The sequence below is a fragment of the Paenibacillus sp. RU5M genome, from assembly GCF_900221055.1.
GTDB lineage: Bacteria > Bacillota > Bacilli > Paenibacillales > Paenibacillaceae > Paenibacillus > Paenibacillus marchantiae.
The window spans coordinates 251,413-272,167 of record NZ_OBQM01000005.1 but is presented as its reverse complement, the minus strand read 5'-3'; the positions used below and the strand labels follow the sequence as shown (position 1 = coordinate 272,167).

The window sequence follows — 20,755 nt, the reverse complement described above, 5'->3', positions numbered from 1 at the left end:
ATCGATCCGCCGCGCTGCTTATCATGAAACTCTCAGGTATCGAGGACAGAGAGAGGGCCTAGGGCCTTCTTCTGTCCTTTTCTCATGTCATCATTCAGTAATAAAGGAACATTATGGGTGTACGTCTGGATGAAAATGACGATTATAAATGGAGGGTTTGCGATGCGTTTTAAAGACGTTTTTTCAATTATTGGTCCGTCCATGACAGGTCCATCAAGTTCACATACGGCTGGAGCGGCAAGATTGGGGCGAATTGCCCGTCAGTGGCTGGGATGCACGCCTGAACGCGCTCGATTAACACTGTATGGCTCGTTCGCCGATACGTATCAGGGGCATGGTACAGATCTTGCGTTGATCGGTGGCCTGCTTGATTATGTGACTGATGATCCACGTATACCGGATGCAGAACAATATGCAGAGGAAGCGGGTATGGAGGTAGAGTTTTTCACAAGCGGCCTGCCTGCTCCTCATCCGAATACGGTCAAAATTGAACTGTGGCATGGAGCCCGCCAATGCTCACTAATCGGTGCTTCCATCGGCGGAGGTAGTGTATCAGTGCATGCATTGAATGATTTTCGTGTACAGATCAGCGGAGAGTTCCCCACACTTGTACTGCGCCATTCGGACAAAGCAGGGGTGCTCGCTTCCGTAACCTCGACCATCAGTTCGTCCGGGGTGAACATCGGGTACATGCAAGTGGATCGGAAAGCCCGGGATGGTGAAGCATTGACAGCGATGGAGATGGATGGTGTGCCGAATCCTGAGATGCTGAACCGACTGCGGTCACTGGATCATATGCTGGACATTCGCGTGATTGATTTAAAGAGAGGGGTCGAGCCTGATGCGGTTTAAACATCTACATGAACTGAATACCATCTGTACAGCAGAATCCAAAACCATCGCCGAGCTGATGATCGAAGAGCAGGTTCAGGAGACGAATATCCCGGAAGCGGACGTTATACAGCAGATGTCAGATTACTATCAGGTGATGAAGGAAGCTGTACACAAAGGGCTGACAGAAGATACGACATCACGCAGCGGTTTGACTGGCGGAGACGGCAAAAAAATGGCTGAGTACATTCGTAAAGGTGAGACTTGTTCTGGAGATGCTTCTGCACTGGCCATGGCGTATGCCCTTTGTGTATCGGAAGTGAATGCCTCCATGGGCCGGATCGTAGCGACACCGACAGCCGGTTCTTGCGGCATCATTCCGGGTGTGTTTATCAGCTCCCAAGAGCGTTTTGGCTGGAGTGACGAGCATCTGGTGAACGGTCTGTTCTGTGCGGGAGCGATTGGTTATGTCATTGCCAACAATTCATTTATCTCCGGTGCCGAGGGTGGCTGTCAGGCTGAAGTGGGTTCTGCCATCGGTATGGCCGCTGGAGCCATGGTGGAGCTGCGTGGAGGGACGCCGGAGCAAGTGGTTCATGCGGTTGGCCTCGCGTTAAAAAATACATTAGGCCTTATCTGCGATCCCGTCGCAGGCCTCGTGGAAATTCCGTGCATCGTGCGTAACGGACTGGGTGCCGTAACTGCGTTGGCTGCGGCCGACATGGCGCTGGCCGGGGTACGAAGTGCCATTCCTTCTGACGAAGTCATTGATGTCATGCTGGAAGTGGGCAGTGCGATGCCGAGCAGGCACCGTGAAACGGCCCAAGGTGGGCTTGCCCAAACACCGACAGGACGGAAAATGATGGAGAAGCTTGCTAAACCGAAGGCGAAGCGTGCGGAGCCTGAGACTGAAGCTGAGTCTCCTGCTGAAAATGAACCAGAAGCCAAGGCATAACATGCATGAACGTACATGAACTGAATTTAATTCGTGGAGCTTGATCATTAACGGTAATGATCTGTTACCATTATGATAAAAAAGCCGATACGAATTCTTCCTGGTGAAGAAGCGTATCGGCTTTTTGGTATTATCAGGTTAGCCTGTAATTACTGGTTGGCCTTTTTTTGTGGTCGTTTTACGATGGGGAGCCAGGAGAACGTGGCCGCTTGGGGGGACCTCGTTACAAGAGGCTGTTCTCACGCGACCTCCAAAAGATCATTTTTGAGTTGGAAGGGTTTCGACCTGTAAAAAAGAAAGCGCGGTGTGTAGCTGAAATGAAGAAGTTTAGCGATACGAAACAACTCGTGGCATTTGCAGGCCATGACCTTTAGTTCAGGAAAGTATACAGCGACAAGCGCACGAATACAAAACGAGGCTCGAAGAGGCTCGGACGTTCTCTGTACTTGGCTGAGCAATGCGAGATGAGGAAAAACGTATACTTAATCCCCACTGCTTCGTCAGCTCGTGGATTGAGGTCTTCCTGTGAGTTGGCGGCGAAGTACAAACGAGGTGAATCCAGAGATGCCCGGACGCTCGATTGACTCTTCTATCTTTTTGCGATGGGGTTAATGATCTTGGCTCCCGAACCGGCCCTTTAGCAATTGATGAGTTTATTTCTCGACATATCTCAAGCGAAAACAAAAAGAACAAAACGTTTATTTTTTATAACTAAACGAATGGACTCTGGCTTACCCAGTTATATAGGTTTGATTGTGAACGGATATGTGAAAGTTGAGTTATAAAAATTTTTATATAATTCCATTTGTTACTATGGTATTATTATGTTGAAATATACAAAAAAAGGAGGATTTTTTATGAAAAGTATCAAGTTGGCTGCAAATTTTCTTCTTACTTCTGTTCTTGCTTTTAGTTTATCTGTACCAGCCCTTGCCCAACAAAGTGAAATAGAAAACATTGATGTGTCTAAAGGGGTATTCTTGCCAATTAACACATTCAACGATCTTTATGGTAAACCAACGAGCCATACAGATGATATCCCAATTGTTGGAGGAGATGCGAGCATTCAAATCCAAAGTATTAAGCTTACTGGAAGCGAATTATCACTTTCTGCGACAGTAAATTACAATAACCAAACTAAAGCACTTGATGCTACTGGTGAGCTTTACAACAGCTATAAGCAACAAGATTCTATTAACAGTGTTGTCGGTGACCTTAAAGATAGTAACGGTAATTTTGACATTAAATTGTTTGATGTTTATAATGACACATTTAAAGATAAGATGATCGTAGATCAGTCTCTTCAAAACAAACCTCATTTGAAAGCGTATTTAACAGATCATCAGGAAAATATCCTACTATTTGAGATCCCTCTCCCTGATGATTTAGAATATATTTCTGTTAATAATATTGAAGAGATTGATACAAATAAGGACTTTTTTTGGTTTACTGGTGTAATTACCCCATATGAACAAAAAGAAATTCCGACGGATGAAAAAATTAAAGCTGAACTTGGTGTATCTTCTATTGGCCTAAAAGCAGTTGGGAGTTTTTCGGATTGGACACATAGTACAACCTATTATAAATCTTTCTATATTGGTAGCGATTATATTCAAGCCTATTCCTTACCTTATGGCTCATGGAAAGCTTTGGATGTAAAAAATCAATCTACATGGACAAACAGCTTTAAAATTGCGGAGCATGTGACTGTGAATGGAACAACCAATAGAAGTGTTGACAGCCCGTTTAAATATCGTAATGTGAAATTAAGTACGGGGGTTGGAGCTAAGTCTACCATAATAACCGCTTATATTGATGGTAAACTTTCTGGAGCAAGCAATGGATCTAGTTTAGCAATGAAAATTGCAGAAAAAGCATGGTCAACAGCTTTACCTGTAGCACCTTCAATTAGCGATATCAAGGGATGGGTAGATGCAATCATTGATGCCGGTACAAGTAAAACTATAACGCTAGGCAGCTCAAACATTAAGCTTAGTACATCACCTACAGTAGTTGAAAGTGCTAATTCAGGCAGTAATGAATTGTTCAAGTATACAGATGTAAACGGGACTAATACTGGGCATCATCTAGATCTTCAAACTGTTGTTCAATACGAGAGTAGCTCTGGAACATCGGCTACAGCAAACGGACTTTTAAAAATTAAATGGGATGTTTATTATGCAAGTGCTTTACTAGATTCGAATCAAAAGGAAGTCTCGTTCCAATATAGTGTCTCCAAATAACCCCCCTGAAGCGAGCGGCGACTGATGTCGCCGCTTGTCTTTACTCAAACTACCTAAAGAGATAGAGGGCTCAAATATGCTAAAAAAAAATTATGGTAGAATAGTTTTTGTTTGTTTAATAATAGCACTGCTTATCCTTTGTATATCGCAATACCATACTAAAGAAATATATAAATCAGCATTTACAAGTAAGCTTATAGCTGACATTTCGGAGCTGCGGAGTGCAATATCATCAAATGACAATGTATATGGGGAGATTCTGCGCTCAGGAAAAGTCTCAAAAAGTCAAGCTAACTATCTTATGGGAAATAACGATGAAATAAGGAGGATCGTTGGAGATTACTCTGCCTTAGCTGTTCATCTTGGGAAGATGAAGGAAGGGTTTCAATACGTGGACACACCACAAAATGCCTTGAAACTTACACTTTATTTTAAGGATCTACAAGATGCAGGTAAGGAAGATTTTCTTGATCCTAACTCGAAAGTTATAATTGAGAAGGCACTAGATTTGAATTCAAAATGGAGTGGTACAATTTCTAGTAGACAGATAACTAGTATCGCCGATGATTCATGGATTAAATTACTTGTTGACTTTGAAAAAGATACTCATATTTTTCTTGAAGAAAATAAAATTGAAAACATCGAGGAATTTTGGCTTAAGAGAAGAGAGATAAAATAAATGAATTTTCAGTAATCAATTGAATTACTAAATTAATGAGTTGATGTAGTTGCGAACGATTCAAATTCGCTATTATCAGGTTAGCCAGTGAGTACTGGTTGGCCTTTTTTTTGGTCATTTTTCGATGGGGGAGCCGGGAGAACGTCGTTGCTTGGGGGTATGAACCTGTAACAGGCATCTATGTACAGGAGAAGCTGAGCAGTAAAGACCTACTAGGGCAAGTGTTTCCGGGGTATGAAGAGGTATTTTAGAATGTGTTTTTGGTAAGGTCATTAACGGTACTGGCCAGTTGTTCAGAGAGAGATTCCAAGCAATGGGAGATTGAAAAAGTCGGAAAACTGGAGGAAGTGCTGGATGACTGGGGAGTAGCAAGACTTAAAGCCATGCGTTGCTTGGTGTGGTCACGTTATTGCTGACGATGCTCGCCAACTAAACTAGTTGGAAAAGCAAATGAAGGACATTGCGGTAGACTTGGACGAAGCCGGACTTATGAAAAGCATCCGGGAATTGGAGCGAAACTGGCGACAGCGATTGTAGCTGAAATGGGTGATGTGAAGCAGTTTAGCGATGCGAAGCAACAACTCGTGGCGTTTGCAGGCCTTGACCTTACGACTTCTAGTGTTTACAGCGATAAGCACACGAACAACGAAACGGGGCTAGAAGAGGCTTAGACGTTCTCTGTACTTGGCTGTACAATATGTAATGAGAAAACAAGCTGTTCATTACATTTTGATCATCTTGCCAAAGGAGCAGCCCTACCAAACATAAACCATATTTAACTATAACCTCCACGGCAATGGAGGTTATTCGTGTTGGTCGGAAAAAGTGTAACAAGAAAAGAGAATTTATCAACCTGAATTGCTGACAAGTATTAGCTGGTTTTTTGCTGTTCCAACAAAGAAAAATAAAAAGGTATTGACGTTTATATATCGTTTAGATATATTATTTATTGTCATATATCAAAACGATATATAAGATCGAGAATAAGTTATACAAATTAAGGAGATGGATAACATGAAAAGTGTTTTTCAAACGAGTCTTCTGTTTTTGAAAAATGGAGCTACAGTAGTCGGGTTAATTACAGCCGTACTGTTCCAGGTTTTTTTTAATACCATTTGGCTTAGTGGATATGATCAGGTAAATGCACGGATGAATCAGCTTGCTGTGACCATCGTAAATGAAGATGGGGCTGCGGCTGAGCCTGTGGCAAAGTCTCTTGCAGAGGGGCTTCATTTCGCGATTAAACCTTCGGCAACTATGGAAGAAGCCAGACAGATGTTAACGGACCGGGATGTATACATGATTATCGAGATTCCATCCGGTTTCATGCAGCAGGCGGGAGACTTGTCGGGCCCGGTGGCAGTGAAGTATGTAATGAATGAATCCAACGTGGCTACCGTAAAAAGTGTGATGCAGACCGTGTCCGCACAAGTTACAGCGACGTTGAACCGTGAAGTACAGCAAAACAGCATTCGGGGAGTGCTGAATCAATCAGGTATGGCTGACGATCAGGCGAATGTGATGGCAGCGGGGTTATCTTCCCGGGTGGAGGCAGAAGTGGAACGGCTGAATCCAGTTCATAATTTTGCCTTTTCCATGGTACCGATGTTGATTGTGACGGCTACCTTTACAGGTGCAATGCTTCTTGGCATGAATCTGCAAAAGGTTTCTGGTGAACTCAGTAGCAGGGCAGGAAAATGGGAACGCTTTTGGGCGCGCAATATCATCAATGTTGGTGCTGCATTTATCGTATCGCTCGTTGGAGCAGGGATGATGCATGTTATGGGTGTATCATCAGCAGATGGATGGTGGATGTTATGGCTATTTCAGTTGTTGATTACTCTATCTTTTCTATTCGTGGCGCAATTGAGCTTGCTGCTGCTTGGAAATGCTGGAGCATGGTTAAACAGTGCCTTGTTGCCTCTGCTGATGTTGTCATCAGGTGCAACCATTCCGCGCGATGTCATGCCTGACTTCTATCAACAGATCGGTCATTATCTGCCGGCAACCTACGCGGTGGAGGGTATGATGAATCTGGTGCTTGGCGGAGATGGAATTAGTCATGATGTTCTGCTTCTGGTGGTGATTGGAGCGGCGACGTTGATTCTGGGAGCGGTGTGTACGTGGATTAAACGCTCAGGTCCTGCACAATCCGGCATTCCTTTGGAGTCCAAGTCTGCTGCGCAACCTGTCGCTCTGACTGGAAACCTGCCTTCACCTGATCGTGGATAACATGGATAACGATAAGCCCCCTTTTGCCGGATAAGCCAATTCGTGAACGTCTGATGATGTTGAACGTATAAGGGAGGATGTGATACGTTAAGAGCAATTGGAAAGGAGCGGTACACCGATGAACACGCAGCATGTCATCCTCGGAATACTGCACAATCAGCCATGTTCCGGATATGAGATCAAGCAGTACTTTGAACAATATTTTTCATTTTTCTTCGATGCCAGCTTTGGCACCATTTATCCCACACTTGCGAAGATGGAAAAGTCAGGGTTGTTAACCAAGGAATCCGTTAGACAAGAAGGGAAACCTGACAAAAATGTGTATACCTTAACACCGGAAGGGTCTGCGGAGTTTAATACCTATTTGATGAGTCCCCTGGAAGGAGAGGTGTTCCGTTCTGATTTTCTGATGCGTCTGTATTTCGGAGAGCTGGCGGATGAAGATACTGTCGCAGGGTGGGTCCGGTCGGAGCTGAATCGTAAAGAGTTGCTGTATGCCGAGCTGCAGCGCCAGATGAAGCAATTTGGCGAACAGATCTCACCTGCACAGCGTTTGTGTATGCAAGTGGGGCTTGTGCAATATGAGGCTACCATCCGATTGCTCAAGGAACAGCTGACCGCGCCTCAGTAGCTTTCTATAGTATCCGTGTCACTAAATCAATTGACGATCCATCCATAACGCAGAAAAGCGCTCTACAGATCAGTAACAGGTCTGTGAGCGCTTATTCGGCGTTGCTTGCAATGCGTTGGAATTGCAAGGATACAACAATATGAAGGAGTTACGCGATATCTGTACTTAGTACAGCATATCCATATGCGGGCAGCTCAACGGCCAGGATGCCCTTTTCCTTGGCTGTACGATAATTCTCGCCAAATAACTCCGTCCATTCCCCGGCACCCGCTTCGAGCTCCACGATAGCTGTTTCTTCCGAACGATTGAAAAGGATCAGAATGCGCTCCTCCTCATCCTGTCGTTCCATCACAAGCTGGCTTCCGCCTTCACGGGCCTGCAGGAATCGAATGCTGCCTTCTGCACGCAGGGCAGGATGGGCATGGCGAAGTGCGATTAGCTTCTGATAAAAGGTGAACAGCTCGCGATCCTGCTTCGTCTCATCCCACTCCATACATTTCCGACAGCCGGGATCATGATCGCCGTCCAGCCCAATCTCATCCCCGTAATAGATGCACGGGGCACCCATATAGCTGAATTGGAACAACGCGGCCAGTTTCATCTTCCGCTGGTCACCCTCACATAAGGTGAGCAGCCGTGGTGTATCGTGGCTATCAAGCAGATTGAACGCCACTTCGCTGGCTTGCAGCGCATAGCGGGACAGTTGACGACCGATCGAGTTCGCGAACTGTTCGGCGTGCATGGCATCTTTTACAAAAAAACGATTTACGGCTTCCGTAAATGGATAGTTCATCGAGGCATCGAACTGATCACCTTGCAGCCAGGAAGAAGACTCATTCCATACCTCACCCAAGATATAGGCATCCGGATTCGCAGCCTTCACTACACGGCGGAAGTCGCGCCAGAACGCATTATCCACTTCATCCGCGACATCCAGCCGCCAGCCGTCGGTGCCCACTTCCTTGATCCAGTATTCGGCGACCTCCAGCAAATACGCCTTCACCTCGGGATTTTCCGTGTTAAGCTTCGGCATGTGGGCTTCGAATCCGAATGTTTCATACGTAGGAATGCCATCCCTCACGTCCAGCGGGAATTCATGCACATGGAACCAGTCCTTATATTTGGACTTCTCCCCGTTCTTCTGCACGTCGACAAACGGCGCAAAAGTCTTCCCAGAATGATTGAACACCGCATCCAATAGCACCCGGATTCCGCGTGCATGGCACAGCTCAACAAGCCGTTTAGCTGTATCTGCATCACCAAAATGCCGATCTACTCGCAAATAATCTTCGGTATCGTATTTGTGATTGGTCGTTGCCTCGAAGATTGGTGTGAAATAAATGGCGTTAATGCCCAACTCTTCAAGGTAATCCAGATGGTCGATGACGCCCTGGAGATCACCGCCGAAGAAGTTAAACGGGGTCGGCTCACCACCCCAGGGTTCCACTTTTTCTGGATCAAGGTTCGGGTTGCCATTTGCGAATCGTTCAGGGAAGATCTGATAGAAGATCGCATCCTTCACCCATGCAGGCGGTGTAAATACAGCTCCGGGATGGATGTACGGAAACTGGAACATGTGACCAGGATCGTCGGGTTCATGCGTTTGGAAATCCGTTTCGGTCATCCAGATCTGTTCTGTGCCACTTTTCAGCAGGAAGGAATACTTCAGTCGATGATACGGAGGCTTTACTTGTCCCTCATAATAATCGAACATGGAATCGGATGTATATTTGATTAAAGGAACCAGCTCTTTGGTGCGATCCCAGGCGTATTTGTCCCCAGTCAGGGCATGTACCTCGGTGAGATCATTCTTTTTGGCACGCAAACGCAGACGAATGGTATCCTTATCGTAGGCGTAGGCCCAGTTCCGTTTCGGTTGATGATAGATGGCTTCCAGCAGCATAATGAAGTTCCTCCCGTCGTATACACACGTAGTATGTGAGCAAGTAGCCGCATTCGATGCAAATCAATCTCGGGATGAATGCCACATGCTTATGTTGTTGAATCAACCTCTCAATCCCTGCATGAATTATGCGAAGCGGATGATTAAGGTATAATTTAAAATAAAAGGATATCCATGGTCGTTTGATCATCATTCGTACATTTTATATAAACAAGATACTTCATTATGTTTCAAATATATAATTAACCCAAAGGGTACAGAAAGGAAACGAATACGCGCATGAAAACGAAACTGTTATACATTGAAGACGATACGGAAATTGCCACATGGGTTAGGGCCGACTTGGAGGAGCGTGGATATGAGGTGGTATGGCTCGGAAGTGGTGAAGGTGCGGCTGAAGCTGCCGGGGGCTGCTCGTTGGTTATTCTGGATGTCATGCTGCCGGGACTGGATGGATTTACGGTAGGACAGCGACTCAAAAAGGAACATCCTGAAGTGCCCATTGTCATGCTCTCGGCTAGAACGTCCATTGACGACAAGCTGCATGGGCTTGATTTTGCCGATGATTATGTAACCAAGCCATTCCATCCCGATGAACTTGCCGCACGGATTGAAGTCCAGCTTCGGAAGGCAGGGACAGCGATCTCGGCCGATACCGTGGTAAAACTGGACCACTTGTCCATCTACGAGAAGGATCACCGGATCGTGAATGAGGAGACAGAGGAAGAAATTATTTTATCGGGCAAACAGTTTCATATCTTCGCCTACCTGCTCAGGCATATGGGCATGATTCGAACCAAGGAACAGATCTACGAAGCCGTTTGGAACGAGCCTTATCTGGACGGGGACAAGACATTAATGGTACATATCCGGCATCTGCGCGAGAAGCTGGAGCGTGATCCGGCGAACCCAACCATCATTCAAACCGTTCGTGGTGTTGGGTATCGTGTGAAGAAGCCATGAGAAGAAAAGCGACGATGCGTGATCCATCCGATAGGAATAGGGGAGTGAAACGTAGTCTTCCAGGCAAACGGAAAATGCGTTTTGGACGGACCTTGATGTCCCGATATATTCTCCTGATCTTGGCAGCGGTTTTGTTTGTGCCGGTCGTTCTCCCCATTACATCCATTATCTATGTGGTGGTGGTGAACAATACAAATAAAGACAATACGGCACCTTATGGCGATAGCACGAAAATTAGCAACCTGTGGACCCGGGAATCCGAGAAGCTGGATGGGGCGACATCTGAAAAAATCAATCAACGTATGGAACAGCTGCATCGTAAATATCCCAAATCTTCGATGTACCGTGTGGACCAAAACGGTGAAACGGCATTTATTCTCGCTGGAGAGGACGTTGATGTATCGGAGTCCACCGTGGATGGAACAACAATGACGACATTGAAATGGACGTTGGATCATCCGAATACAGAGACCCGGATTCCTTCGATATGGAATGCAAACAGCTCCCTGGAATTTATGAAGGAAGCCTCCTATCGTGATCCGCTAACGGTTGTTTCTTTTGTGGGTGGAGATAGTGAAGACAAGGGACAAGGGTTTATGGTGATTGAGGTTCCAAGGTATCTTTTGCAAAAGCCACAGAACAACTGGCCTATGGAACTTTTGTATTTGGGTGGATTGATGATGATCATCTTCCTGTTATTTATCATCATGTCGATCCTGTTCTTTGCGCGAATTCGCAAGCGGCTCATCCGGCTCCAGACGGCGATGATCACTCCGGGCAAGGAAGGCATTCCCCTTCCTGTGGAGATTCGCAGATCGGATGAGATTGGACATCTGGAGGAATCGTTCAACGAAATGGTGCATCAGTTGACAGACAGCCGTCACCGGGAGCGGGAGGAAGAGCAGCTTCGCAAACGTCTTGTCGCGGGATTGTCGCATGATCTGCGTACACCGCTGACCGTCATCCGTGGACATATGCATTCCCTTCACAAAGAACCACTAAGCACGGCTGCGGATACTTCATTGCGTCGTATGGAAGCCAAGATGGATGATTTGAGCGGATTGATCGATAACATGTTATCGTACAACCTGCTCACCAGCGGAAAATATACATTGAAGCTGGAACAGAAGGACGTCCTGCGAATCGTCAGAGAAACGGCAGCGGCCTGGTATCCCGTTTGGGAGAAAGAGCAGTTTGAGATTGATATCGATCTGCCGGAAGAACCGTTGTTCTGGCAGGTGGATGAGCAGGGATTACGTCGTGTTCTCGATAACCTGTTTCAGAATGTCATCCGTCATGCAGCGAGAGGAAAATATATTGGCATATCGACAGAACAGATCCATGGGGAGAAGGCTCTTGTTATTCAGGATAGGGGCCCAGGATTGCAGGAAGATTCGGATACCAAGGGAACAGGTCTGGGGTTATCCATCGTGGATCTGCTGATTCGTGAGATGGGGCTGCGGAAGAGGGTAGACAGCTCTGAGAATGGATTGCGGGTGTGCCTCTATAGCGGCGGAGGAGCTGGGAAATCAAGGCCGTACCTTTTTTTAAACAAAACTTAAACTTCAACCGACTTCAGCTTTAACCTTGGAAGGTTACGATGATATCCGAGGTGATTAAACAGTGACTGATAACATTATTCAAACCGCTAACTTATGGAAAACATACCGGGACCGTGCGGCGGTCCGTGAACTTGATCTGCATATTAAAAAGGGAGACATTTATGGCTTCCTTGGTCCCAACGGCGCTGGCAAAACAACAACTATTCGTATGCTTCTTGGCTTAATCAAGCCAACCAAAGGTGTCATCCGTGTATTCGACAAGGATATCCGCAAGGATCGTATGGACATTCTGCGACGTGTCGGTTCGTTGGTTGAATATCCGTCTTACTATGGACATCTGAACGCGGTGGAGAATCTGGAAACCTTGCGCCGGATATTGGATGTACCCAAATCGAGGATTGCCGAAGTGCTCTCTATCGTGGATCTGACCCGGGATGCCAAACGTTCCGTAAAAGGTTACTCGCTTGGGATGAAACAGCGTCTGGGGATTGCATGTGCCTTGTTGGGTCAGCCGGAGCTGCTGATTTTGGACGAGCCGACGAACGGTCTTGATCCAGCGGGCATCCAGGAGATCCGGGAATTAATCAAACGCATGCCGCTGGAACACGGCATCACCGTACTGGTGTCCAGCCATTTGCTGAGTGAAGTGGAACAGATGGCGAGCCGGGTTGGCATTATCCGTGAGGGGAAAATGGTCCTTCAAGATACGATCGCCAATCTGCATAGCCAGACGGGCAGCTCCATTCGACTGACCGTTTCCGAGCCGGAAGAGGCGATGAAGCTGGCACGAGAGCAGGGACAATTCGGTCAACGTGAAGGAGCGGCGCTCACGTTCCCGTATATGGATAATAGCGCGATTGCATTGCTGGTCCGTCGATTGGTCGAGCAGGACCATGCGGTTTATCGTGTGGAAGAGCACCGTCAATCCCTGGAAGACTTGTTCATGCGGGTCATCGGTGAGGGGGCAACGGTATGACGGGCCGTGCGTTATCGTCCGACTGGCTCAAAATTCGTGGCAAAGGTATCTGGTTCCTCGTTTTCTTGGCCCCCATTGGACTGACGGCGATGCAAGCTTTGAATTTTGGGCTTCGTTTGGACTATCTGAAAGAACAGTATGGGGGTCATCTGTGGGAGAGTTTGCTGGATAATGTGGTTGTTTTTGTACCGCTTGCCTTGATGCTGGGGGCGACGATTCTCAGTTCGATGATCGCAAATGTTGAACATGAGCAGGGATCATGGAAGCAATTGCTGGCGATGCCAATCACAAGACCTGCGGTGTATTTGGCCAAATTCCTGCTCGCTTGTATGCTGCTCATCATCTCCTGTTTGTTATTAACCGCGGGAACTATTGGTCTGGGACTGCTGCTTGGGTTCGACGCGGGTGAGATCCCTTGGATACATGCAATCAAGTTGGGTTTATTGCCACTGGCTGGCGCACTTCCGGTGTTATCGCTGGAGCTATGGCTGACGATGGTAAATAAAAATCAGGCTCTTCCCGTCACTCTTGGGATTGTACTCGCAGTAATGGGGATGTTCGCACTCAGTATCTCACCGTACTTTCCGCTTGCTTGGGCACAGATGGCTTGGGCCAGCCCGACACCATTCGTGTATGTCGGTTTGGGCGTAGGTTCGGGTCTCTTGATTATGATGCTGGGGATGGTGCACTTTAGCCGGAAGGATGTGGCCTAAGATGAGTTTTGCAACTACTTATTTTCGAATCCTATCCTCTGAACGACTAAAAATGGGCAAATCACCTGTCTGGCTTCTGATTCTGCTGAGCCCATTGATCGCACTGCTTATCGGGCTGCTATCCACACCATCTGGTCAATGGAATGTGCTTATGGGCTCAATGGTCTTTCTGCACGGTTTGTTATTGCTGCCCATCCTGACCGGCGTATTTACGTCATTCGTCTGTCGTTTCGAGCATGCGGGTGGAGGATGGAAACAAATGCTGGTGCTGCCGCTTACTCGTACGGGCGTATATGCAGGCAAACTGACCATTGTGATTTTGCTTCTGGCGGGCACACAATTACTGTTGCTGGGGGCCATCCTGCTGACAGGTACGATCCAGGGCATGACGGATCCCATCCCATGGGGATTGCTTACAGGTAAGCTGCTGCTGGGGCTATTCGCTTGTGTGCCGCTCGCTGCTCTCCAAATGTTCGTTTCCTTGGTATGGAGCAGCTTTGCCGCACCGCTGGCATTGAATTTTGCGTTGACCGTACCGAACATTCTGATCGTGAACTCGGCTACATTTGGCCCGTATTACCCTTGGGCGCAGCCGATGATTCTAATGACACCTTTTGAAGGTGGGGGATTCGGAGCTTATAATGTTCCACTTGGGACCATGCTTGCAGTAGTCGGGGGCAGTGCAGTTCTCTTCATTTTAATTGGAGTTTTATATTTTAGAAAAAAAGAAATTTAATCGTAGAATTTATTCATTAGTTGTGTAATAAATTCCTTTTAAGCAAACATAGACCTCAGTTATTGACGGACTATGTCGCTTAAAGGGGATTTTTTTGTCGCTTTTACATGGTTTTGGTGAAGAGATTGTAAGCAAATTCGAACTGGAATCTGATAAAATAAAAAAAGCTGTTTCTAGGAGGGCTTACATGGTTATTCGAGGGTAGGCCCATTTCGCCGAAAATTATATTTTTTGGTTGTTAGATGAAGATATAGGCTAAGAAAAGAGGGGTAAGCCTTGGATATTAATAAAACGGAAACCCTAAAGCGCATTATTTCTGAGGGAAGTTCTTACCAATCCTTGTTTTTTAATCACCCAGATGCCATATATGTGATGGACATCCATGGAAATTATATTGATGCCAATCCCTCGATTGAGAGGATTTCAGGGTATACATTTGAAGAACTCCGTAGCTTAAATCGAGATAGGATTTGCCCTCCTGAGAGTGAGGAGTTACGAGGAGAATACATTAGTGAGGTACTGGCTGGCCATTCAGTCAGTAAGCCGATCACGTTTTATCATAGAGACGGTTCCCTGAAACAGGCCAAGATTACCTATGTGCCCATAACGGAGAAAGAAGAGATTGTGGGGATATACGGTATTGCCAGGGATGTAACCGAGATCGTGGAAGTGGAACGTAAATTGCATGAAACGCAGGAGAAATATCAGATGTTGGCGGACCATGCTCAGGACCTCATTACCACGAGTTCGATGGACGGCAAGCTGCTTTATGTCTCTCCTTCCGTCTATTCGTTGCTGGGATATCGTCCGAAAGAGGTAACAGGAAAGTTCCTGAAGGATTACTGTTATCCTGAGGATTACCCTGAACTTCTAGAGATGTCGTCGAGTGGGAATGGCTGCAAGATGCGAGTGCTTCATAAGAAGGGGTACTACATCTGGATGGAAACGCTGGCAAAGCCGGTGGCCGGAGAAGAGGGCAAGAATACTCAGATCGTCAGCGTCAGCCGGGATATTACCCAGCATAAAAATGCAGAAAGGCGTCTTAGAGAGAGTCGTCAACGTTACAAATCTCTCTTCGAACATAATCCAGCAGCGGTATACTCGCTGAATCTCGAAGGCAAATATACGGCAGTGAACCGCAATCTGGTCAAAATGCTGGATGTACCTCGGAGCAAATTGATTGGGCAGTCCTTTCTTTCGCATTTGGATAAATGTGAAGTGCACGGCGGGCAAGCATATTTCGAACTGGTGAAGCAGGGGAAACCCCAACACTATGAAACGCGGATCGTGAATTCCAGTGGCCGGAAGGTTGATGTATCTATCATTAATGTTCCCATCATTGTGGACCAGGAACTCGTGGGTGTATATGGGATTCTGTCTGATATTACGGAGCGTAAGGATTATACAGAGCAGATCCAGGAGCTTAGCAAACAGCATGCTCTGATTCTTAACTCGGTTACAGAGGGCATCTATGGACTGGACGCAGATGGCATCACCAGGTTTATGAATCCGGCTGCTGCTTCCATGTTCGGCTACGAAGCGGAAGAGTTTGTCGGCAAAAGCTCGCATCCTATCATTCATCATTCACGTGCAGACGGCAGCTATTTTCCAAAAAGTGAATGCCCTATTCATATGACGGTGATGGACGGGCAGCGTCGCACTGTGAAGGAGGATGTGTTCTGGCGCAAAGACGGAACCAGCTTTCTGGTGGAATACCAGGTTACGCCAATTATCGATGAGGGTCAGATTCGTGGCGCCGTTATAGTGTTCAATGATGTGACGGGTGATCGCGAAATTGTGCGCGCCAAGGAAACCGCTGAACTCGCGGCACAGGCCAAGTCGGAATTCCTGTCCATGGTCAGTCATGAAATTCGTACACCAATGAATGGAATCGTGGGGATGACTGAATTGCTAATCAGCACGGATTTGTCGGAGGAACAGCGAGAATACGCCGAGATCATCCGTGAAAGCGGTGATGCACTGTTAAATATTCTGAATGACATCCTTGATTTCAGTAAATTGGAATCCGGTAAAATGGCTCTGGCCTACGAACCGTTCTCGCTGCGCATCATGTTGGAACAGGTTGCGGAACTTTTCTCGTCTAAAGCGGAAGAGAAGCAGTTGAAGATCCGATATCGTCTCAATCCCGACATTCCTGAGTTTATGGTGGGCGATGCGATGCGTATTCGGCAAATTCTCGTCAATCTGGTGAGCAATGCCTTGAAGTTTACGGATCAGGGGGGCATTGATGTCACGGTAGATATTATTCGTGGCAATCGACCGGAAGCGAGTGTGCTGGACTTTGCGGTGAAGGATACGGGGATCGGTATTCCAGAAGATAAGCTGGATCAGTTGTTCCAGTCGTTCTCTCAACTGCATCCTGTCATTAACCGCAAATATGGCGGGACAGGTCTTGGATTAGTCATCTCGAAGCGACTCGTGGAGATTATGGGGGGCAGTATCAGTGTGGAGAGTGAAGAAGGAAAGGGATCAACCTTCCGGTTCGCTGTGCCTGCCACAAGTGTAGATGCGACTGCAGAGGCAGAGCAATCTGCACGTCAATTCAGCCATGATCGGACACGCCAGGGGGATAAGGTAGCAATACGTATTCTTGTTGCCGAGGATCACCCGGTAAACCGAAAGATTTTATCGGAGTATCTAGAGAAGCTTGGATACCAAGCAGATGTATGCACCAATGGCGTTGAAGCGATTGAAGCCATTTCGCAAAATGCCTATGATATTGTCTTGATGGATCTTCAGATGCCTGTTATGGATGGACTCAAAGCGACAGACCTTGTACACCGATTAATTCCGCAGGAGCGTATTCCAGCTATTATAGCGGTAACCGGAAATGCCAAACGTGAAGACAAGGAAGCTTGTTTGGAGATTGGGATGCGTGACTTCATCAGCAAACCAATCATGCTGAGTGAATTAAAGCGGGTATTGCAGCAATGGGGGCCAACAGATGAACCGCAGCTTGCACCAAGCTGAAGACTCGTACTCCCAAGGTGGATAAAGACAAACAACACAAAAACGCCAATGACGCTTCTGTATCAGGAGGTTATTGGCGTTTTTGTGTTTCTGTTTATTTTGTTATGGACCATCCTTAAATGGCTGAACTGGTCAAACCAGGGTAAGACGATTGATATTGCCTGACAAAACCTCGCAGGAACGCTCGAATTTCTCACGTTCAGATGCATCCAAATTCAATTCGATAATCTCCTGAATCCCATCCCCGCCAATAATGGCTGGAACACCTGCGCATACGTTGTTCTGTCCATACTCTCCATCAAGAATTGCGGAGACAGCAATGATCTTGTGTTCATCGTTGAGAATCGAACGGGTAATATGTGCGAGTGCGTTACCGATTCCGAATTGGGTGGAACCTTTACGAGTGAAAATTTCCCAACCGGCGTCTTTCGTTTTGCGGGCGATATCTTCCAGGTCCAGATGTTTGAAGCGTTCCTTGTGCTGTTCCATAATGTGCATAATCGGTTTGCCTCCGATGGTGACATGGGACCATGCCACGAACTGGGATTCCCCATGCTCCCCGAGAGCATATCCATGCACGCTGCGTGGATCGATGGAGAAGACCTCTGACAACAGCGTTTTGAGCCGGGAGGAATCAATAGACGTACCTGTACCGATGACTCGTTCACGCGGAAGACCGGACAGTTTCCATACCATATAAGTTACTATGTCAACCGGATTGGCCGCGACGACAAAAATCCCCCGGAATCCGCTATTCATGATAGGAACAACGATATCTTTGGCAATGGACTCCGCTTCCTCCAGAATATCCAGACGAGTCTGCCCTGGCTTCGGATTCGCTCCGGCAGTCAGGACTATGACGTCCATGCTGCCGCAATCTGCATAAGTGCCAGCGTATACCTTCGTGCGGTTATGTGTGAAGTCCATACAATGGGAAAAATCCAGCGCCTGTGCAACCGCACGGTCATACGTCCGGTCAACCATCATAATTTCTCTGCATATCGATTGATTAATCATGGAATATGCACAACTTGAACCGACAAGTCCCGCCCCGATCACCGCTACTTTACCTGATTTGCCTAACACTGCTGTTCAGCCCCCATTTACATTTGATTTATCCGTTCGTAATAATACATATGTTAAGTATAGTCCTTTATTTTATGCTAATAGCTGCTTCTACGTTACATAAGATAACACATGGAAAAGCTGTGCAGCAATGATTTCCTCTGTCGCGGGAGCGTATTGGAGTGACGGAGTTAACAAAATTGACATGAATAATTCATCCTCATAAAAAGTGACGGCGTTTGCACCAACGAATTTCGACATGACAGCATTCATGCTCATTGTCGGATGAAGGGTTATTTTTACGAATGAGGCAACTGACAAAAGCTCTTATGAATCCGCAGAAACAGAAGAAAAGCGTCAAAGGGATCTGCAAAGAGACTGACGAATACATACGGACAAGCAAATGAAATATGCGTACTTGATCTATGAGACAGGTTGACCCGATCCGATGACAGTTCCAAAAGGGAACGCTGAAGCCACTACCTTATATTCAAAAAGACTTCATTCCGGGAGGGAATAATAATGATTGAAGAAGTAGGAGCAACGACGGAAACGGCCAAGAGCCTGGGCATTGGTGCCAGTACTCTTCGTAAATATGCGGCAGCGCTTGAGGAACAAGGGTATCGATTCGAGCGTTCCGCCAACAAATCCAGATTGTTCAAGTCGGACGATATCGAGTGCATCGAACGCCTGATGACAGAACTTAGGGAACATAACCTGCCACTTGCAGATGCTGTGGTGACCGTACTGACTCCAGACGTGCCTGTGATGGTAATGGAGGAGGCCTCAGTGGCAGAATGTGCGGCAACAGTGATGCCTGCAATATTTCCTGAGGAACCTGAACTAACTGGAGCATTGAGATCTTATGAAGGTCTGGGACAACTGGTGAGTGAAGTGACTTACGGTGCTGTCGGACAGCAGGATGATCAGGTCCAGCTGCTGCAGCATCGGGTGGACGAACTGGAGTTAACGCTGCAGCATCTGGCGGATACCCATCTTGCTCTCCAGGAGCAGATGGAGAAGCAGCGCCTATGGATGAATGAGAAGCTGGAAGAGGAGCGAGACCGTGAACTGGTCACCAATCTGCGCAGCTTCCAGGGAAGAAAACGCAAACCCAAAGGAACATCGCTTCGAATGTTGTTTGGGCTGCTGCCCAAAAAGCACAAAGAAGCCTGAGAACCCGGTCCATGCTCGTCGTGATTTTACACAGCTAGCTTGGTATAATGAGCCCATACAACAACAAGACTGGCTGCTGATCTGCTCTGCTTGAACGGAAAACAGGAGATCAGATGGCTGGCGTGGGAGGACCTGTGGAGCTGCGACGAAGCTGGCAAAGACTACTCGGCCTATGGACTGATCGTCCCCGGAGGAAAGGTACGAAGATCGCCGGGCGTTATACGATATATGACTTGCTTGGTATGGGAAGTTATGGACTGACATACCTGTGTAACGATGAACAGACTGGCAAGGATGTAGCGTTAAAAGAATCCAAACCCAGCAAGGGTAGACTCGCTGTACGGTTGCTGGACAGGGAGGCGGATGTGATGAATCGGATGGATCATCCGGCCATCCCTAAGTTGCTGGATGTGTTCACATACCGGGCGCGCAGTTACATTGTCACCGAGTATATCCTTGGGGAGACACTGGAACAGTGCATATTCGAGCAAGGTCGCAAATATACGGAACAGGATTGTCTGGAGCTGGTAAAACAACTGCTGGCTCCCATTGTGCATGTTCATGAGCAGGGATATATTCATGGGGATGTCCGTATTCCAAATGTCATTTTACGTGACGGGCAGGTGCATTTGATTGATTTTGGCCTGGCGCGGCGCATGGGGGAGCCGTTGTTGCCTGAGTTGAAACGCCGGATGCGTGAATTGCCCGAGCCTGAAGATGAACTGGCTGCGCCGGATCAGGATTTGCAGGATCTCGGTCATTTTCTTTTGTTCATGCTGTATTCCGCTTACGAGCCAGATAAGGGCCGCAAACCGGCTAGCTGGCAGGAAGAACTCAAGCTTACGCCGGAAGTTCACGATATGCTGGAACGACTGCTTGGACTTCGTCGTGGCTATGAAGGTGGGGCGCTGGAATTACAGGCGGATATTGACCGTGTGCTGATAAAGTTGATATGAAGAAATAAATAAGGGTTGTTTTGCTAACCGTGAAGACGGCTGGCAGAACAACCCTTTTAATACATATACGATGATTTAGCGCCAGTCTAGCTGGAGCTGTATTTCCTGCTTTTATAATAACCGGAGCCGTGGCGGCTATCTCG

Annotated in this window: 19 protein-coding genes; 17 read left to right on the top strand and 2 right to left on the bottom strand. The window is 47.0% G+C overall.

Annotation, left to right across the window (positions count from 1 at the left end; translation table 11 throughout):
- Nucleotides 1–162 precede the first annotated feature (162 nt).
- The 9 genes from sdaAB (at nucleotide 163) to CRO25_RS17270 (ending at nucleotide 7,571) form a co-directional block, all read left to right on the top strand.
- Nucleotides 163–852, top strand: coding sequence for an L-serine ammonia-lyase, iron-sulfur-dependent subunit beta (gene sdaAB / locus CRO25_RS17300; RefSeq protein ID WP_063566214.1), 690 nt, complete (start codon nucleotides 163–165; stop codon nucleotides 850–852).
- Complete coding sequence (gene sdaAA / locus CRO25_RS17295; protein WP_079695829.1) at nucleotides 842–1,786, top strand: L-serine ammonia-lyase, iron-sulfur-dependent, subunit alpha; 945 nt, start codon at nucleotides 842–844, stop codon at nucleotides 1,784–1,786. The genes sdaAB and sdaAA overlap by 11 nt, the downstream gene beginning before the upstream one ends.
- 857 nt (nucleotides 1,787–2,643) lie before the next feature.
- Nucleotides 2,644–4,029 (top strand): hypothetical protein, encoded by a 1,386-nt coding sequence (locus tag CRO25_RS17290; protein ID WP_079695828.1) that lies wholly within the window; start codon nucleotides 2,644–2,646, stop codon nucleotides 4,027–4,029.
- Between the two features lie 76 nt (nucleotides 4,030–4,105).
- Nucleotides 4,106–4,708, top strand: coding sequence for a hypothetical protein (locus CRO25_RS17285; RefSeq protein WP_079695827.1), 603 nt, complete (start codon nucleotides 4,106–4,108; stop codon nucleotides 4,706–4,708).
- 110 nt (nucleotides 4,709–4,818) lie between these two features.
- Nucleotides 4,819–4,959: a hypothetical protein gene (locus CRO25_RS33425; protein WP_167434729.1), complete on the top strand. Its 141-nt coding sequence runs from the start codon at nucleotides 4,819–4,821 to the stop codon at nucleotides 4,957–4,959.
- Between the two features lie 9 nt (nucleotides 4,960–4,968).
- Nucleotides 4,969–5,124: a hypothetical protein gene (locus tag CRO25_RS33420; protein WP_167434728.1), complete on the top strand. Its 156-nt coding sequence runs from the start codon at nucleotides 4,969–4,971 to the stop codon at nucleotides 5,122–5,124.
- A gap of 126 nt (nucleotides 5,125–5,250) precedes the next feature.
- Nucleotides 5,251–5,379 (top strand): hypothetical protein, encoded by a 129-nt coding sequence (locus CRO25_RS34295; RefSeq protein ID WP_372828833.1) that lies wholly within the window; start codon nucleotides 5,251–5,253, stop codon nucleotides 5,377–5,379.
- Between the two features lie 343 nt (nucleotides 5,380–5,722).
- Nucleotides 5,723–6,940: a YhgE/Pip domain-containing protein gene (locus CRO25_RS17275; protein WP_179132202.1), complete on the top strand. Its 1,218-nt coding sequence runs from the start codon at nucleotides 5,723–5,725 to the stop codon at nucleotides 6,938–6,940.
- Nucleotides 6,941–7,058: 118 nt separating this feature from the next.
- Entirely contained in the window at nucleotides 7,059–7,571 is a 513-nt protein-coding gene (locus tag CRO25_RS17270; RefSeq protein WP_079695824.1) for a PadR family transcriptional regulator, read from the top strand.
- Nucleotides 7,572–7,719: 148 nt separating this feature from the next.
- Here the strand turns inward: CRO25_RS17270 and CRO25_RS17265 are convergent, their stop codons facing one another.
- Complete coding sequence (locus tag CRO25_RS17265; RefSeq protein ID WP_079695823.1) at nucleotides 7,720–9,474, bottom strand: alpha-glycosidase; 1,755 nt, start codon at nucleotides 9,472–9,474, stop codon at nucleotides 7,720–7,722.
- Nucleotides 9,475–9,753: 279 nt separating this feature from the next.
- Here CRO25_RS17265 and CRO25_RS17260 point away from each other — a divergent pair, with 279 nt between their 5' ends.
- The 6 genes from CRO25_RS17260 (at nucleotide 9,754) to CRO25_RS17235 (ending at nucleotide 17,415) form a co-directional block, all read left to right on the top strand.
- On the top strand, nucleotides 9,754–10,437 hold the full coding sequence (locus CRO25_RS17260) for a response regulator transcription factor (RefSeq protein WP_063566209.1): 684 nt from the start codon (nucleotides 9,754–9,756) through the stop codon (nucleotides 10,435–10,437).
- On the top strand, nucleotides 10,434–11,999 hold the full coding sequence (locus tag CRO25_RS17255) for a HAMP domain-containing sensor histidine kinase (protein ID WP_179132201.1): 1,566 nt from the start codon (nucleotides 10,434–10,436) through the stop codon (nucleotides 11,997–11,999). The genes CRO25_RS17260 and CRO25_RS17255 overlap by 4 nt, the downstream gene beginning before the upstream one ends.
- A 61-nt stretch (nucleotides 12,000–12,060) precedes the next feature.
- On the top strand, nucleotides 12,061–12,975 hold the full coding sequence (locus CRO25_RS17250; protein ID WP_063566207.1) for an ABC transporter ATP-binding protein: 915 nt from the start codon (nucleotides 12,061–12,063) through the stop codon (nucleotides 12,973–12,975).
- On the top strand, nucleotides 12,972–13,688 hold the full coding sequence (locus CRO25_RS17245; RefSeq protein ID WP_079695821.1) for an ABC transporter permease: 717 nt from the start codon (nucleotides 12,972–12,974) through the stop codon (nucleotides 13,686–13,688). Before CRO25_RS17250 ends, CRO25_RS17245 begins: the two co-directional genes overlap by 4 nt.
- 1 nt (nucleotide 13,689) lies before the next feature.
- Nucleotides 13,690–14,424, top strand: coding sequence for an ABC transporter permease (locus CRO25_RS17240; RefSeq protein ID WP_079695820.1), 735 nt, complete (start codon nucleotides 13,690–13,692; stop codon nucleotides 14,422–14,424).
- 276 nt (nucleotides 14,425–14,700) lie between these two features.
- On the top strand, nucleotides 14,701–17,415 hold the full coding sequence (locus tag CRO25_RS17235; protein WP_079695819.1) for a PAS domain-containing hybrid sensor histidine kinase/response regulator: 2,715 nt from the start codon (nucleotides 14,701–14,703) through the stop codon (nucleotides 17,413–17,415).
- 132 nt (nucleotides 17,416–17,547) lie between these two features.
- Here the strand turns inward: CRO25_RS17235 and CRO25_RS17230 are convergent, their stop codons facing one another.
- Nucleotides 17,548–18,501: an L-lactate dehydrogenase gene (locus CRO25_RS17230; protein ID WP_063566203.1), complete on the bottom strand. Its 954-nt coding sequence runs from the start codon at nucleotides 18,499–18,501 to the stop codon at nucleotides 17,548–17,550.
- A 501-nt stretch (nucleotides 18,502–19,002) separates the two neighbouring features.
- Here CRO25_RS17230 and CRO25_RS17225 point away from each other — a divergent pair.
- Both CRO25_RS17225 and CRO25_RS17220 read left to right on the top strand, forming a co-directional pair.
- A complete protein-coding gene (locus CRO25_RS17225; RefSeq protein ID WP_079695818.1) occupies nucleotides 19,003–19,656 on the top strand; it encodes a hypothetical protein in 654 nt (217 codons plus the stop codon).
- A 113-nt stretch (nucleotides 19,657–19,769) separates the two neighbouring features.
- Nucleotides 19,770–20,612 (top strand): protein kinase, encoded by an 843-nt coding sequence (locus CRO25_RS17220; protein ID WP_079695817.1) that lies wholly within the window; start codon nucleotides 19,770–19,772, stop codon nucleotides 20,610–20,612.
- The last annotated feature ends 143 nt before the right edge of the window (nucleotides 20,613–20,755 follow it).